We start from the raw sequence: 15,357 nt of genomic DNA, 5'->3' as shown, positions 1-15,357 counted from the left end.
GCGAAAGCCCTCCGCCGTGTCCGCTCCCGCCCTCCCGTCTCCCGGCGCCCCGGCGCAGAAGCGCCCGAGCACGCTGCAGACCCTGCTGCGCCTCGTCCCCTTCGTCGGCGACTCCCTGCCCCGGCTGGTCGGCGGCATCGCGGTCGCGCTCGTGGCGAGTCTGGTGTCGCTGGTCATCCCGATCGTCCTGCAGCAGCTCGTCGACGGGCCGCTGGGGGACGGAGCGGCCTCCGCCGGCTCCGGCGACCTCGGGCCGCTGATCGGCCCGGTCGCCGTCATCCTCGTGCTCGGCGTCGTCGAGGCCGGTGCCATCGCGCTGCGCCGCCGGATGGTCCTCACCCCCAGCACGCGGATCGAGGCGCGCATGCGCTCGGCGCTCTACAGCCGCCTGCAGGACCTCCCCGTCTCGTTCCACGACCGCTGGCAGAGCGGGCAGCTCCTGTCGCGGGCGATGAGCGACCTCAGCCTCATCCGCCGCTGGATCGCCTTCGGCTTCGTCCTGCTCGTGGTCAACGCGCTGACGATCGTCGTCGGCTTCGGCGTCCTCGTCTACTGGAACCCGATCCTCGGCGTGCTCTTCGTCGTGTGCTCGATCCCGGTCTGGATCTACGGGTTCGCGTTCGAGAAGCGCTACTCGAGCATCGCGCGCCGCAGCCAGGACCAGGCGGGCGACCTCGCCACGACCGTCGAGCAGTCGGTGCACGGCATCCGCGTCCTGAAGGCCTTCGGCCGCCATCAGCACGCGCTGGAGAACTTCGCCGGCCAGGCCGAGAAGCTCCGCGGCACCGAGATCGACAAAGCCCGTGCCATCGCCGGGATCTGGCTCGTCCTCCTGCTGGTGCCGGACATCGCGTTCGCGCTCTGCCTGCTCGGCGGGGTCTGGCTCGCCGCGGCCGGCCAGCTGAGCGTCGGCGAGCTGTTCGCCTTCTTCGCCACCGCGACCGTGCTGCGCTGGCCGGTCGAGTCGATCGGCTTCCTCCTCTCGATGACCTTCGACACCCGCACGGCGGTCGACCGCTACTTCGAGGTGATGGACAGCCGGAACACCATCACCGACCCGGAGGACCCCGAGACGATCCTCGAGCCGCGCGGTCGGGTGCGCTTCCGCGACGTCCACTTCCGCTACCAGGACGCCCCCGAGCGCTACCGCGACCTCCTCGACGGCGTCGACCTCGAGGTCGAGCCGGGCGAGACGATGGCACTGGTCGGCATCACCGGCTCCGGGAAGACGACGCTCACCGCGCTGCTCCCGCGCCTCTACGACGTGACCGGCGGAGCCATCGAGCTCGACGGCGTCGACATCCGCCGGCTCCGCCGCGACGAGCTGCGCACGCACATCGGCATGGCGTTCGAGGACGCGACGCTCTTCTCCACCAGCGTGCGCGAGAACGTCCTCCTCGGCCGACCCGACGCGACCGAGGAGGAGCTGCTCGAGGCCCTCGAGATCGCGCAGGCCGACTTCGTCCACCGCCTCCCCGAGGGCCTGGACACGAAGGTGGGCGAGGAGGGGATGAGCCTCTCCGGCGGCCAGCGCCAGCGCCTGGCCCTCGCCCGCGCGGTGGCCGCGCGTCCGGCGGTGCTCGTCCTCGACGACCCGCTCTCGGCGCTCGACGTCGACACGGAGGCGCGCGTCGAGGCGGGGCTGCGCCGCGTGCTCGGCGACACCACGGCGATCATCGTCGCCCACCGCCCCTCGACGGTGGCGCTCGCCGATCGCGTGGCACTGATGGAGGAGGGCCGCATCACCGCGGTCGGCACCCACAGCGAGCTGCTCGCGAGCAGCCCGCACTACCGCTTCGTCATCTCGAGCCTCGAGGAGGACGAGCTGACCCGGCCCGCCGGGACCGAGCGCATCGGCTCCCGCCCCACGACGACCCACCAGGAGACGCGATCATGAGCACGCTCGGTTCCTCCGAGGAGCGCGACGACCTCAGCAGAGCGGAGTCGGCGGCTCTGCGCCGGCGCTCGCTGCGGCTGCTCGGCTCCCTGCTGCGGCCGCTCCGGCTGCGGCTGGTGCTCACCGCGGTCGTGGTCGTCGTCGCGACCGCTGCCCAGGTCGCGGGACCGGCGCTGATCGCGGCGGGCATCGACAACGGCCTGCCCGCGGTCCTCGCGGGGAACGCGGTCCCGCTGGCGGTCACGGTCGGCGCATACATCCTCACCGGACTCGTCGGCGCGCTCCTGGTCGCCTGGTACACCGTGCTCTCCGCGAGGGTGAGCCAGGCGATCCTGATCGACCTGCGCAAGCGGGTCTTCCTGCACACCCAGAAGCTGAGCCTGGAGTTCCACGAGAACTACACCTCCGGCCGGATCATCTCGCGCCAGACCAGCGACCTCGACTCCATCCGCGAGCTGCTCGACTCCGGCATCAACCAGCTGGTGCAGGGTGCGCTCTACATGGGCTTCGTCGCGATCGCCCTGGTCTCCCTGGACGGCGTGAGCGGCATCGTGCTCGCCTGCGCCCTGGTGCCGCTCGCGCTGCTCACCCGCTGGTTCCAGAAACGGTCGCAGGCGCTGTTCCGCGGCACTCGCGTCGCCTCGTCGCGGCTCATCGTGCAGTTCGTGGAGTCCATGACCGGCATCCGCGCCGTGCAGACCTTCCGCACGCAGAAGCGCAACGAGTCCGTGTTCGGCGGGGTCGTCGAGCAGTACCGGCTCGCCTACAAGCGCGTCTTCGGGGTGTTCGGCACCTTCGACCCCGGGCTCGTGCTGATCGGCAACGTCACCGTCGCCGTGGTGCTGTTCATCGGCGGCGTCCGCGTGCTCGACGGCGGGCTCGAGATCGGCGCGCTGCTGGCGGTCCTGCTCTACACCCGGCGCTTCTTCGACCCGGTGCAGGAGATGGCGATGTTCTACAACTCCTACCAGTCGGCGGCCGCCGCGCTCGAGAAGATCTCGGGCGTGCTGGCCGAGGAGCCGAGCGTCCCGGATCCGGCCCGCCCGGTCGACCTGCGCCAGGCGCGGGGCCGCCTCGGCTTCGAGGGCGTCCGCTTCGCCTACACCGCCGACCGCGAGGTGCTGCCGCGCTTCGACCTCGACATCCCCGCCGGGCAGACCATCGCCCTCGTCGGGTCCACGGGCGCCGGCAAGACGACGCTCGCCAAGCTGATCTCGCGCTTCTACGACCCGAGCGACGGCGTGGTGACCCTCGACGGCGTGGACCTGCGGCAGCTGCACCCGAAGGACCTGCGCCGCGCGATCGTGATGGTCACCCAGGAGGCGTACCTCTTCTCCGGATCCGTCGCCGACAACATCGCGATCGGGCGGCCGACCGCGTCCTACGACGAGATCGTCCGGGCCGCGCAGGCGGTCGGCGCGCACGAGTTCATCCAGGCGCTGCCGGACGGCTACGACACCGACGTGAACAAGCGCGGCGGCCGCGTCTCGGCCGGTCAGCGCCAGCTGATCTCGTTCGCCCGCGCGTTCCTGGCCGACCCGGCGGTGCTGATCCTGGACGAGGCGACCTCCTCCCTCGACATCCCGAGCGAGCGCCTCGTGCAGCAGGGCCTGCAGACGCTCCTGGCGGACCGCACGGCGGTCATCATCGCGCACCGCCTCTCGACGGTCGCGATCGCCGACCGGGTGCTGGTGATGGAGCACGGCCGCATCGTCGAGGACGGCACTCCGGAGGCGCTCATCGCCGGCGAGGGCCGCTTCGCCACCCTGCACGCGGCCTGGCGGGACTCGCTCGTCTGAGCGGCTGCCGCTCGCGACTAACGCCCTTGAGCCGATCCCGGCTCAGGGGCGCCAGCGTGCGCTGCGCACGTCGACGCGCCAGCCGCCCGGCGTGACGACGAGGGGCGTGCCCTCGCGCTCGTACTCCCGGCGGGCGCGCTCCTCGTGGCCGACCGGGGGCGCTCCTCCCGCGCGGACGACGCGCCACCAGGCGGTGTCTGAGCCGTAGCGGGCCATCACCGTGCCGACCGCGCGTGCCGCACGAGTGCCGAGGACCGCGGCGATCTCGCCGTAGGCCATCACGCGTCCGGGCGGGATCGAGGCGACCACCTCGAGGACGGCGGAGACGAAGTCGGCCGGCTCCGCTGCCTCCGGCGCCGCGCTCAGAGCGTCAGTGCCCCGATGTTCTCGCCGTACTGCGTCTCGCCGACGACCTCGAAGCCGATCCAGCGGAAGAACTGCTCCGGGCCGTCCTCGCCGGACTCCCAGATCACCGTGAGGGTGTCGTAGCCGCGGGCGCGCGCCTCGTCGGCGGTGGCGCGGACGGCGAAGGTGCCCACGCCGCGGCCCTGCTTCGCCGCGTCGATGTTGATGCGCCAGATGCAGCTGCGGAACTCCTCCGCCGCCTCCGGGTCGAAGTGCGCGTGGATGAAGCCGACCAGCTCGTCGCCGTCCATCACGGCCCGCTGCCAGGAGGCGCCCGGGTCGATCACCGCGGCGGCGGCGGAGTAGGAGACCGGCGCGATGAACTGCTCCTGGCCGGGTTTGAGGCTCAGACCGTTCACGGCGGAGATGTTCGAGGCGGACAGCTCTTCCAGGCGGAGGTCACTCATGCCGTCACTGTACCGGCGGCGCAGGACGGCGGGCATCCTCCTGTCGGGCGACGTGCGCCGGCCCCGGCGCGGACGATCGAGAACTGTCTCGACATCGAGACAGTTCGGGCCTCGGGTAGGCTGGCGGAGGCCATCCGGAGCGGTGCAGAGCCGCCCGTCCCGCACAGGTGCGGGGTCATCGACACCATGGGAGAGCAATGTCCAAGATCAAGGTTGAGGGAACGGTCGTCGAGCTCGACGGCGACGAGATGACGCGCATCATCTGGCAGAAGATCAAGGACACCCTCATCCACCCGTACCTCGACGTGAACCTCGAGTACTACGACCTCGGCATCGAGTACCGCGACGAGACGGACGACCAGGTCACGATCGACGCGGCGCACGCCATCCAGAAGCACGGCGTCGGCGTGAAGTGCGCGACCATCACCCCCGACGAGGCCCGCGTCGAGGAGTTCGGCCTCAAGAAGATGTGGAAGTCGCCCAACGGCACGATCCGCAACATCCTCGGCGGCGTGATCTTCCGCGAGCCGATCATCATCTCGAACATCCCGCGCCTGGTCCCCGGCTGGAACAAGCCGATCATCATCGGCCGCCACGCGTTCGGCGACCAGTACCGCGCCACCGACTTCGTCTTCAAGGGCAAGGGCACGCTGACCGTCGAGTTCACGCCCGAGGACGGCTCCGAGCCGATGAGGTTCGAGGTCTACAAGGCCCCGGACGACGGCATCGCGCAGGTCCAGTACAACCAGGACGCGTCGATCCGCGACTTCGCCCGCTCGTCGCTGAACTACGGCCTCTCGCGCAATTACCCGGTCTACCTCTCCACCAAGAACACGATCCTCAAGGCCTACGACGGCCGCTTCAAGGACATCTTCGAGGAGATCTTCGAGACCGAGTTCAAGGAGCGCTTCGACGCCGCGGGCCTCACCTACGAGCACCGCCTCATCGACGACATGGTCGCCTCGGCCATGAAGTGGGAGGGCGGCTACGTCTGGGCCTGCAAGAACTACGACGGCGACGTCCAGTCCGACACCGTCGCGCAGGGCTTCGGCTCGCTGGGCCTGATGACCTCCGTGCTCTCCACGCCCGACGGCAGCGTCGTCGAGGCGGAGGCGGCGCACGGCACCGTCACGCGCCACTACCGCCAGCACCAGGCCGGCAAGCCCACCTCGACGAACCCGATCGCCTCGATCTACGCCTGGACGCGCGGCCTCGCGCACCGCGGCAAGCTCGACGGCAACCAGGAGCTCATCGACTTCTCGCTCACCCTGGAGGACGTGGTCATCAAGACGGTCGAGTCCGGGAAGATGACGAAGGACCTCGCCCTGCTCGTCGGCCCCGAGCAGGGCTGGCAGACGACCGAGGAGTTCCTCGCGACCCTCGACGAGAACCTGAAGGCCCGCATGTCGGCCTGATCTCCGGCTTCGGCAGACGCGTCCGGCCCGCACGATCCTCGGATCCTGCGGGCCGGACGCGTCTCCGGGCCCGGTGGGACGCGCCCGGGCCGAGCGCCTCAGAGCGCCCGGGCGAGGTCCTCCATCGCGTGGAGCGGATCGGGCCCCGACGGCATCAGCACGACGCTCGACGCACCGGCCTCGTGCAGCAGGCCGATGCGGCGACGAGCGTCCTCGGGAGTGCCCACGACGGCCAGCTGGTCGACCCAGGCGTCGGGCAGGTCGCGGACGAAGGCGGCGCGGTCGGCGCTCTCGGCCCGCAGGCGGGCGAAGTCCTCGGCGAAGGGGAGCGGCTCGATGTGCGGCGCCCAGTCCGGCTCGCCGATCCACTCGAGTCCCGGCCGGACCGCGTCGCGCGCGGCGGCCGCATCGTCGTCCACGGCGGCCACGTTGTAGGCGACGATCCGTCCGGTGCCGCCCAGGTGGCCGCGGGCCGCCGCGAGGTACTCCGGAGTGACGGGCTCGGCCAGGACGACCCCGTCGGCGATCCGGCCCGCGAGCGCCAGCGACTTCGGTCCGCGGACGCCGGCCAGCAGCGGCGGCACGACGGCGGGCGGCGACTCCAGGACGAGGCCGTCCACGTGCACGTAGCGGCCGGAGCGGTCGGTGCGCTCGCCGGAGAGCAGCGAGCGGATCGCGTCGAACTGCTCCTCGAGCAGGGTGAGCGGGCTGCTCGGCCAGACGCCGAGGCCGCGCATCCAGTGCGGCATCCCGTGCCCGATGCCGGCGTGGACGCGGCCGGGGAACAGTTCGGCGAGAGTGCCGAGCTCCATCGCGGTGAAGGCCGCCGTGCGGACGGCGGCGGGCAGGATGCCGATGCCGACGACGATCCGCTCGGTGGCGGCGAGCACCGCGCCGGCCTGGGCGATGCCGCCGCGGAAGCCGAGGTCCTCGACCACCCAGAGCTCGTCGAAGCCGAGCTCCTCGGCGCGGCGGGCGTAGACGAGCACCTCGGAGGCGGGGAGATCGCGGGGGAGCAGGACGCCGACGGCGGTGTCGGAGGAGGAGGCGCGCATCCGGCCAGCGTAGGGCGTGCGGACACGCGGAGGGCCCGCCCGCACGATCGCGGACGGGCCCTCGCTCGTCGTCCTACTCGGCGGCCGCCTCGCCGATCCGCACCTGCTCGGGGCGGGCGGTCGAGACGACCTCGATGCGGCGGGGACGCGCCTTCTCGCTGACCGGGATGGTCACCGAGAGCACGCCGTTGTCGTAGGACGCGGCGATGCGCTCGGTGTCGACGCCCTGGCCGAGGCTCAGCTGGCGGACGAAGGTCGCCGACTGGCGCTCCCGGGTGATCCAGGTGACGTCGTCGCCGCCCGCGACGGTGCGCTGGGCGCGGATGGTGAGGAGCTGCCCGTCCACGTCGACGTCGACGGACCCGGGGTCGATGCCGGGGAGGTCGGCGGTGAGGACGTAGTGGTCGCCGTCCCGGTACAGGTCGATCGGCATCCGGCGGGGCCCCTGGCCGGAGCCGAGGAGGGCGGTGGCGAGGCGGTCCAGCTCGCGGACGGGGTCGTAGGTGACAGCCATGAGATCACTCCATTCAGTCGTGCAACGAAGAGTTCCAAGAGTTGAGCCGACCCGGCTCAACGCGAGTAAATTAGCACTCGCGGAGGGGGAGTGCCAACGGATCGGCCCCTTTCGGCGTCAACTTCGTTACCTGTTCGTAACAAAGCTGGGCAATCGAGTTCGTAGGGTCGTTTCTGTGTGGAAACCGATCCGGTTCCCAGCGAATGTGAGTAAGGACATCGATTGCCGATCCACCTGTCCCACCGACCACCCGTCCGCCGCGCTGAGAGGCGCATTCTCGCGGGCCTCGCCGTCCTCGGAGTCGCCGCGACCGCGGCCTTCGCCACCACCGGCGCCAGTGCCGCCCCTCTCGCCGGCAGTGCCTCGCTCGTCGGCGGGCTCTCCGTCGGCCAGAGCTTCGACGACGGCGACTACGTCGTCACCCTCGTCGAGCCCTCCGCGGCCACCTACCAGGGCAGCGATGCCCGTTTCGCCCGCACCGCGCCCGTCGACGGTGCGCAGCTGCAGGCCGCCTCGGCTCCGGTGGAGGACTACTCCGCCCACCTCGAGCAGCGCCAGGAGGACGTCGCCTCCGCGGTCGACGCCGCCATCGGCTACCACTACACCGTCGCCCTCAACGGCTTCTCCGCGACCCTCTCGGGCGAGCAGGCGGGCGAGCTCGCGAGCCGCCGCGACGTCGCCCAGGTCCGCAAGGTCGAGAACCTGAAGGTCGACCGCGCCGCGCAGGCCTCGCCGCTCGCCGCGGCCGCCGCAGGCACCCCGGTGCCCGACACCGGACAGCAGCGCTCCACCGACTTCCTCGGCCTCGAGGGCGAGAACGGCGTCTGGCAGAAGCTGGGCGGCATCGACAAGGCGGGCGAGGGCGTCGTCGTCGGCGTCATCGACTCCGGCATCGCGCCCGAGAACCCCTCCTTCGCAGGCGCGCCCCTGGCGACCTCGCCCGGAGCGGCCCCCTACACGGACGGCACCACCACCTCCTTCGTGAAGTCGGACGGCAGCACCTTCGTCGGCTCCTGCTCGCCGGGGCTCCCCGCCTCCGAGCAGTGGGACGGCGACGAGTGCAACCAGAAGCTCATCGGCGCACGCTGGTTCCTCGCGGACGAGGAGGTCGGCTCGACGGACAACCCCGAGTACCGCTCCCCGCGCGACGCCGACGGACACGGCTCGCACACCGCGAGCACGGCAGCCGGCAACAACGGCGTCGAGGCGAGCGTCGACGGCTACGACTACGGGAAGATCTCCGGAGTCGCCCCGGCCGCCAAGGTCGCCGCGTACAAGGTCTGCTGGAACGGACCCGACGAGGGCACCGACGACGACGACTTCTGCTCCGGAGCGGGCATCCTCGCGGCCATCGACGCCGCGACCAAGGACGGCGTCGACGTCATCAACTTCTCGATCGGCGGCGGCTCGGCCACCTCGACCCTGACCGCGATCGACGAGGCGTTCCTCAACGCCGCCGCCGCGGGCGTCTTCGTCGCGGCCTCGGCCGGCAACTCGGGTGCGGGCGCCTCCACGCTCGACCACGCGTCGCCCTGGTACACCACGGTCGCCGCGTCCTCCATCCCGACCTACACCGCGACCGCCGCTCTCGGCGACGGCCAGAAGTTCGTCGGAGGATCCATCTCGGTCCACGAGGACGTCACCGGACCGCTGGTGAACAGCGCCGACGTCGTCCGCTCGGGCGCCGAGAACCCCGCCATCTGCGAGACCGGCACCCTCGACCCCGACAAGGTGAAGGGCACGATCGTCGCCTGCACCGCGGGCGTCACCGCGCGCGTCTCCAAGTCGGCCGAGGTCGAGCGGGCCGGCGGCATCGGCATGCTGCTGCTCAACCCGACCCCGAACGCCCTGCACGTCGACGACCACTCGGTCCCGAGCATCCAGATCGACTCGCAGGCCTACCAGGCGATCACGACCTACGCCGGCACCGCCGGTGCGACCGTGACCCTCTCCGAGGGCAACTCGTCCGGAGCCTCCATCCCCGTCCCGCAGGTCGCCGGCTTCTCGTCGCGCGGACCCGCTGAGGCGGACGGCGCCGACGTGCTGAAGCCCGACCTCACGGCGCCCGGCGTCGCGATCCTCGCCGACAGCTTCAACGCCGAGGGCGACGACCCCGCCTTCGCGTTCGAGTCCGGCACCTCGATGTCGTCGCCGCACGTGGCGGGCCTCGGCGCGCTGATCCTCGGCGCGACCCCGAAGGCCTCGCCGTCCGCGGTGAAGTCGGCCATGATGACCTCCGCCTACGACAGCGTCGACCAGTCGGGCGCCGCGTCCGAGGACGTCTTCGCCCAGGGCGCCGGACACGTCGACCCGGCCGCGTTCCTCGACCCCGGACTGCTCTACCAGAGCGGCACGGAGGACTGGATCGCGTTCCTCAAGGGTGCGGGCTACGTCTTCACCTCGAACCCGGTGATCGACCCGATCGCCGCGATCGACCCGTCCGACCTCAACCAGGCCTCGATCGCGATCGGCGCCCTCGCGGGCACGCAGACCGTGACCCGCACGGTCACCTCGACCGGCGCGGGCACCTACACCGCCTCGGTCGACGGCCTCGCCGGGATCGACACCGTCGTCTCGCCCTCGACCCTCTCCTTCACGGGTGCGGGCCAGACGGCGGAGTACACGGTCTCCTTCACCACCGGCTCGGCGGCGCTCAACCAGTTCGCCACCGGCTACCTGACCTGGGCGAGCGCGGAGCACGACGTCCGCAGCCCGATCGCGGTGCGCCCCGTCCTGCTGGACGCGCCCTACGAGGTCTCCGGCACCGGCTCGACCGGCACCGGCACGGTGACGGTCACGCCCGGCATCACCGGCGCGCTGCCGCTCACCGCGAGCGGTCTCGCCGAGGGCGTCCTCGCCGAGGACGCCACTGCCGCTGACGGCCACTCGGCGACGCTCCCCACGGGGAAGTCGCTGACGACCACCGTCGTGGTGCCGGAGGGCGCCGAGTTCGCCCGCTTCGACCTCGACTCGCTCGACGACGCGGCCGACCTCGACCTCACCGTCACCAGCGAGAGCACCGACAAGGTCTTCACCTCGGCGACCGGCTCGGCCGACGAGCGCGTCGACATCGCCGACCCCGCTCCGGGCGAGTACACGGTCCAGGCCGATGTCTACTCGACCGCTCCGGGATCCTCGACGGTCACGTTCGACTTCCGCAGCTTCGTCATCACTCCGGAGAACGGTCTCGGCTCGCTGAGCACCGACCCCGCCGTGGTCGACGCCGTGCAGGGCGAGCCGATCGCGTACGCGGTCTCCTGGTCGAACCTGGCGGGCCCGGCCCGCTACCTCGGCCGTGTCGCCTACACCGACTCGGGACTCGCGACGCTCGTGAGCGTCGACGTCACCGAGGCGGTCACCCCCACCCCGACGCCGACCGCGACTCCGGAGCCCACGGGCACCCCGGAGCCGACCGCGACGCCGACGGCCGGCCCCACCGCCGGACCGGGGGAGCCCACCTCCACGCCGACCGCCGGACCGGGCGCGCCCGGCCACGGCGCCGGCGGCCTCCCGTCGACGGGCTTCGACGGCGGTCTCCTCGGAGCCGCCGCCCTCGCCCTCCTCGGTGCAGGTGCTGTGATCACCGGCCTCCGACGCCGCGCTTTGGCGCAGCGTGAGGCGGGCGCCGCGGAGTAGTCCTCCGCGACCGCCGCGAACGGCCGTCCCCCTGCTCCTCCAGGAGCGGCGGGGGCGGCCGTTCGCCGTTCCCGGGCCGGGGAGGCGGAGACGGGGCGGCTCGTGGTGCGTGCCAGGAGCAGGACCGGCCCGGCTGCGTGGGGGAACGGCTCGAGAGGGGAGGCGGGAGCGGGTCGGGGAGAGATCGACGATCAGGCGGGGCGGAACACCTCCGACTGGGGGCCCGGCGGCGCGATCGGCCCGGGGTCCCGCTGCGGTCGCGCATCCCCGGAGGTGCATCGACGGGAGAACGCGGTGGCGACCTGCCGCTGCGAGCCGGGACGACGCGTTCGGTCCCGCTCCGAGCGGCGGCGAGCGCACGGGGACCGCGGTGCACCCTCGGGGACAGCGGTGGACGGCTCCGAGCGAGCGCCCCCTCGGCCTGAGCGGCCGCCGTCAGGATCAGAGGGAGCGGCGTCCCGCGATGACGCCGGAGACGACGGCGAGGACGCCGAAGACGATCGCGACGACCGGCTGGCCGAGGTCCAGCCACGCCAGCGCGGCGGCGCCCATCACGAGCAGCTCGATCAGCGAGCGGCCGTAGACGTCGATCGCGAGGACCGCGCGCGGCGAGAGGAAGAGCGCCCAGATCAGCGCGGCGACCACCGGAGCGCCGATGCCGAGGACGATGTTCCACGGGAGGTCCCACGACGCGAAGCCCCAGAGGGCGAAGGTCGCCAGCGCGACGAGCTCCAGGAGGAACCGGAGGATCGCGTTCGGGCCGATCCTGATGTCGGTGCCCGCGGTGTCCGCTCCTGCTCGATTCACGCCGACCATGCTAGCCGCCGGAGGTCAGCGGAAGATGATGGTGCGGGCCCCGTCGAGGAGCACCCGGTCCTCCGCGAACCACTTGACCGCCTGCGTGAGCGTGCGGCTCTCCTCGTCCTGCCCGATGGCCACGAGCTGGGCGACCGAGTGCGAGTGTTCCACGCGGACGACGTTCTGCTCGATGATCGGCCCCTCGTCGAGGTCGCTGGTGACGAAGTGCGCGGTCGCCCCGATCAGCTTGACGCCGCGGGCGTGCGCCTGCTTGTACGGGTTCGCGCCCTTGAAGCCCGGCAGGAACGAGTGGTGGATGTTGATGGCGCGGCCGGCCAGTCGCGCGCAGAGCTCGGGGGAGAGGATCTGCATGTAGCGCGCCAGGACCACGAGCTCGACGTCGTGCTCCTCGACGACCTCCAGCACGCGCTCCTCGAACCCGCGCTTCGACTCCGGCGAGACCACGGGGCGCGACTCGAAGGGAACGCCGTAGAACTCGGCGAGGTCGCGCAGGCTGCCGTGGTTGGACAGGATCATCGGGATGTCCACCGCGAGCTGCCCGGCGCGCTGGCGGAAGAGCAGGTCGTTGACGCAGTGCGCGGCGGTGGAGGCGAGGACGAGGGTGCGCAGCGGCCGGCCGACGACGTCGAGGCGCCAGGTCATCCCGTAGTGCTCGGTGATCGGCAGCAGGGCGGCGGCGAACTCCTCGCGGCTGATCGGCGACTCCACCTGCAGGCGCATGAAGAAGCGGCCGGTGTCGGCGCTCGAGAACTGCTGGCTCTCGGTGATGTTGCCGCGGGCCTGGACGACGGCACCGGACACGGCGTGCACGATGCCCGGCTGGTCGGGGCAGGCGAAGGTCAGGGTCCAGTGGTTTCCCGCGGGCCGGGCGCCGGACCACGCGGCGTCGCTGCCCGTCGGACGGGTGCTCGCGGGGGCGGGCCGGGGAGTCGCGGACGCGGCGGGTTCGGGCTGCATCCGCCCAGGATAACGGTGGGGCACGGGGCGGTCCGCGCGCCTCAGCCCGCGTCGACGGACACGACGGCGACGGGTCCCTTCCGCCCGTCCGGGGAGGAGTAGCGGACGCCGATCGTGTGCCTCCCAGGACCGACCTCCAGGGTCGCGGCGAGGACGGGGGCTCCGGGAGCGAGGGACCGCACCTGCCCGCCGTCGACCAGGAGGTCGAGGCCGTCCGCGTCGGGATCGGCGAGCACGAGCACGCCGACCGCGCCCCCGCTCGACGCGGCCCGGGCGAGGAGCACCGGAGCGCGCAGGTCGACCGTCTCGGGGGAGCTGACTCCTGCGGCGGTGCGCGCCAGCACCGTGGTCCTGCCCGCGGGGAGGGGGAGCGCCGGCGCGGTCCAGGAGCCGTCGGCGTCGGCGGTGGCGGAGCCCACGCGGCGTCCGTCGGAGGCGTCCTCGAGGAGCACCTCGGCGCCGGGCGTGGCGGTGCCCCGGGCATCGGGCAGCAGCCGGCCGTCGGTGTCGAGCGCGAGGGTCGGTGCGGCCGGAGCGGGAGGTGCGGCCGGAGTGGGAGGTGCGGCCGGAGTGGGGGTCGTGACCGGAGCGGAGGTGCTCGGCGCCTCTGTCGGGACCGGCGCCGGAGTGCTCGGTACGTGCGTCGCTGCCGGAGCCGGAGTGTCCGGTGGGGGAGTCACGGTCGGAACAGGAACCGGGACCGGAGTGCTCGGTGCGGGGGTCGGGACCGGGACGGAGGGCAGGGCCGGGCCGCTGCCGATCGGGCCCGGCGCGGAGCCCCCGGTCGTGGCCCCCGGCGGCCCGGAGGGGGCCGGAGCCTCGGGGACGGCGGGCTTGGGCGCCGGTGCCGCGCTGCCGGTCACGGCGGGGCGGGACGGGGCGGGCTCGGCGGCAGGAGTCGGGGAGGCGGTCGCCTCGATCCCTCTCGACGCCGGTGCGCCGACGGGATCGGAGGACGGCTCCCGCTGCGGCGGACGTCCCGTCCTCCCGTGGGTTGCGCGCGTCGCTCCGGCATCGTCCGACGCATCCCCTCCGGCCACGGTCGGCACCGTGCTCCTCGGAGCGGCGCCGGAGCCGCTGGACCGCCCCGCCGGATCGCCGTCCGCTCCTGCACTCGCGCGGTCCGCGGCCTCCTGGTCCTCCGGGTCCGTCTCCGGTCGGTCGGCGCTCGCGGTCGCTCCTCCGCTCGATGTGGGCGCAGCCGCCTCGGCCGTTCCGCGCTCGTCCACCCGCGCGGAGGCGTCCTCCGCCGCCACGAGCGCGCCGCCCCCGTTCCCGGACAGCAGCACCGCCGCCCCGACGACTCCCGCGATCGCGAGTGCCGCCGCAGCGGACGCGGCGACGACCACTCCTGTTCCGCTGCCCGCTCTCGACGCTCGGACCGCGCTCGACGCTCGAACCGCGCTCGACGCCCGGACCGCGCTCGGCAGCGGACCGGAGGCCGCGCCGGAGCCCCCGCCCGCCGCCCAGGCGGCCGCACCGCTCACGCCGGCCGAGAGCGGCAGCAGCACCGACGCGAGGCGGCGCGCAGTGCTCTCGGCCTCCGCCAGCGCCTCCCGGCACGAGAGGCACCCGTCCAGGTGCCGGTCGATGCGGTGCCTGTCCCGGACGGGGACCCGTCCTCGCGCGTACGTCCCCGCCCGCTCGAGCACCCACTCGCACTCGCCCGTCGCCGAGGCGTCCGCCACGTGCTCCCGGATCCACGCGGAGCGCAGCCCCTCCCGCGCCCGCACCCCGAGCGCTGCGACCGCGTTGGGCCGCAGGCCCATCAGCGGCGCGGCGGCGGCGGGGGACAGGCCCTCCACCTCCGTGTACCAGAGCACCTCCTGCCAGCGCGGCGGCAGCGCCCGGAACGCGCGCGCGCCCAGGTCGCGCTCGAGGGCGGCGAGGGCGTGCGCCTCGGGATCGGGGCCGGCGGAGGGGAGGGCGCGGTCGGCCTCGTCGAACGGCCGCTCGTGCCGGTCCCGCCGGGCCCAGGACCCCGCGACGTTGCGGACGGCGGTGAAGAAGTAGGGGCGGAAGGCGCCCTCGGGTCCGCCGCCGCGCTCGATCGCCCGCAGGACGCGGAGGAACGCCTCCGAGACCAGGTCGTCGGGATCGGAGCTGCTCGCCCACGCCCGGGCCACGGTGCGCCCGGCCGAGGAGTGGCGGCGCCAGAGCTCGGAGACGGCGTCGGTGCGGCCCTCCCGGACCAGCGCGACGAGCTCCTCGTCGCTGCGGCCGTCGACGCGCTCGGAGCGGCGTCGAGGACCCACGGCGATGCCCTCCCTCCCGGTCCCGCGCCGGGACCGCCCGAGGGATCGTCGCACGATCGCGCGTGCCCGCCCCCGACTGGCGCGACTCCCGCGCCACCCGGCCCGCTTGCTAGAGTGAGCCCGCCGCGACTGGCGTTCGGATGGGTGACCATCAGGGAGCGGCACCTCCTCCGGGGCAGCGCCCCGGACACTTTTCCC

Annotated in this window: 11 protein-coding genes; 4 read left to right on the top strand and 7 right to left on the bottom strand. The window is 73.0% G+C overall.

What is annotated here, in order from left to right:
- Nucleotides 1-16: 16 nt before the first annotated feature.
- Both C5C39_RS01125 and C5C39_RS01120 read left to right on the top strand, forming a co-directional pair.
- Complete coding sequence (locus tag C5C39_RS01125; protein WP_104227288.1) at nucleotides 17-1,897, top strand: ABC transporter ATP-binding protein; 1,881 nt, start codon at nucleotides 17-19, stop codon at nucleotides 1,895-1,897.
- Complete coding sequence (locus C5C39_RS01120; RefSeq protein WP_104258297.1) at nucleotides 1,894-3,696, top strand: ABC transporter ATP-binding protein; 1,803 nt, start codon at nucleotides 1,894-1,896, stop codon at nucleotides 3,694-3,696. Before C5C39_RS01125 ends, C5C39_RS01120 begins: the two co-directional genes overlap by 4 nt.
- Nucleotides 3,697-3,738: 42 nt before the next feature.
- Here C5C39_RS01120 and C5C39_RS01115 read toward each other — a convergent pair whose 3' ends face one another.
- Both C5C39_RS01115 and C5C39_RS01110 read right to left on the bottom strand, forming a co-directional pair.
- Nucleotides 3,739-4,062, bottom strand: a complete 324-nt coding sequence (locus C5C39_RS01115; protein ID WP_104238475.1) for an MGMT family protein — start codon at nucleotides 4,060-4,062, stop codon at nucleotides 3,739-3,741.
- Entirely contained in the window at nucleotides 4,059-4,508 is a 450-nt protein-coding gene (locus tag C5C39_RS01110; protein ID WP_104352488.1) for a GNAT family N-acetyltransferase, read from the bottom strand. Before C5C39_RS01110 ends, C5C39_RS01115 begins: the two co-directional genes overlap by 4 nt.
- A 197-nt stretch (nucleotides 4,509-4,705) precedes the next feature.
- Here C5C39_RS01110 and C5C39_RS01105 point away from each other — a divergent pair, with 197 nt between their 5' ends.
- Nucleotides 4,706-5,923 (top strand): NADP-dependent isocitrate dehydrogenase, encoded by a 1,218-nt coding sequence (locus C5C39_RS01105; RefSeq protein WP_104224939.1) that lies wholly within the window; start codon nucleotides 4,706-4,708, stop codon nucleotides 5,921-5,923.
- 98 nt (nucleotides 5,924-6,021) lie between these two features.
- On the opposite strand, the gene C5C39_RS01100 is transcribed toward C5C39_RS01105, so the two are convergent.
- On the bottom strand, nucleotides 6,022-6,978 hold the full coding sequence (locus tag C5C39_RS01100; protein ID WP_104352448.1) for an LLM class flavin-dependent oxidoreductase: 957 nt from the start codon (nucleotides 6,976-6,978) through the stop codon (nucleotides 6,022-6,024).
- Nucleotides 6,979-7,051: 73 nt separating this feature from the next.
- Nucleotides 7,052-7,492, bottom strand: a complete 441-nt coding sequence (locus C5C39_RS01095; RefSeq protein ID WP_104227284.1) for an Hsp20/alpha crystallin family protein — start codon at nucleotides 7,490-7,492, stop codon at nucleotides 7,052-7,054.
- A 222-nt stretch (nucleotides 7,493-7,714) separates the two neighbouring features.
- On the opposite strand from C5C39_RS01095, the gene C5C39_RS01090 reads away from it, so the two are divergent.
- Nucleotides 7,715-11,128: a S8 family serine peptidase gene (locus C5C39_RS01090; protein WP_104352447.1), complete on the top strand. Its 3,414-nt coding sequence runs from the start codon at nucleotides 7,715-7,717 to the stop codon at nucleotides 11,126-11,128.
- Between the two features lie 441 nt (nucleotides 11,129-11,569).
- On the opposite strand, the gene C5C39_RS01085 is transcribed toward C5C39_RS01090, so the two are convergent.
- The 3 genes from C5C39_RS01085 to C5C39_RS01075 are packed head-to-tail and all read right to left on the bottom strand — an operon-like array spanning nucleotide 11,570 to nucleotide 15,159.
- Nucleotides 11,570-11,935 (bottom strand): YrdB family protein, encoded by a 366-nt coding sequence (locus tag C5C39_RS01085; protein ID WP_104276971.1) that lies wholly within the window; start codon nucleotides 11,933-11,935, stop codon nucleotides 11,570-11,572.
- A gap of 24 nt (nucleotides 11,936-11,959) precedes the next feature.
- A complete protein-coding gene (gene purU, locus C5C39_RS01080; RefSeq protein WP_104352446.1) occupies nucleotides 11,960-12,904 on the bottom strand; it encodes a formyltetrahydrofolate deformylase in 945 nt (314 codons plus the stop codon).
- A 41-nt stretch (nucleotides 12,905-12,945) separates the two neighbouring features.
- Nucleotides 12,946-15,159, bottom strand: a complete 2,214-nt coding sequence (locus tag C5C39_RS01075; RefSeq protein ID WP_146083860.1) for a sigma-70 family RNA polymerase sigma factor — start codon at nucleotides 15,157-15,159, stop codon at nucleotides 12,946-12,948.
- Between the last annotated feature and the right edge of the window lie 198 nt (nucleotides 15,160-15,357).

The organism is Rathayibacter sp. AY1F3 (assembly GCF_002931975.1).
GTDB lineage: Bacteria > Actinomycetota > Actinomycetes > Actinomycetales > Microbacteriaceae > Rathayibacter.
Note: the sequence above shows the minus strand (reverse complement) of the source record. Positions and strands in the feature narration are given on the sequence as shown.

Coding starts and splice junctions, on each gene's coding strand:
- C5C39_RS01095 (WP_104227284.1), bottom strand. CDS start 7,492: ATGGCTGTCACCTACGACCCCGTCCGCGAGCTGGACCGCCTCGCCACC.
- C5C39_RS01110 (WP_104352488.1), bottom strand. CDS start 4,508: ATGAGTGACCTCCGCCTGGAAGAGCTGTCCGCCTCGAACATCTCCGCC.
- C5C39_RS01105 (WP_104224939.1), top strand. CDS start 4,706: ATGTCCAAGATCAAGGTTGAGGGAACGGTCGTCGAGCTCGACGGCGAC.
- purU (WP_104352446.1), bottom strand. CDS start 12,904: ATGCAGCCCGAACCCGCCGCGTCCGCGACTCCCCGGCCCGCCCCCGCG.
- C5C39_RS01100 (WP_104352448.1), bottom strand. CDS start 6,978: ATGCGCGCCTCCTCCTCCGACACCGCCGTCGGCGTCCTGCTCCCCCGC.
- C5C39_RS01120 (WP_104258297.1), top strand. CDS start 1,894: ATGAGCACGCTCGGTTCCTCCGAGGAGCGCGACGACCTCAGCAGAGCG.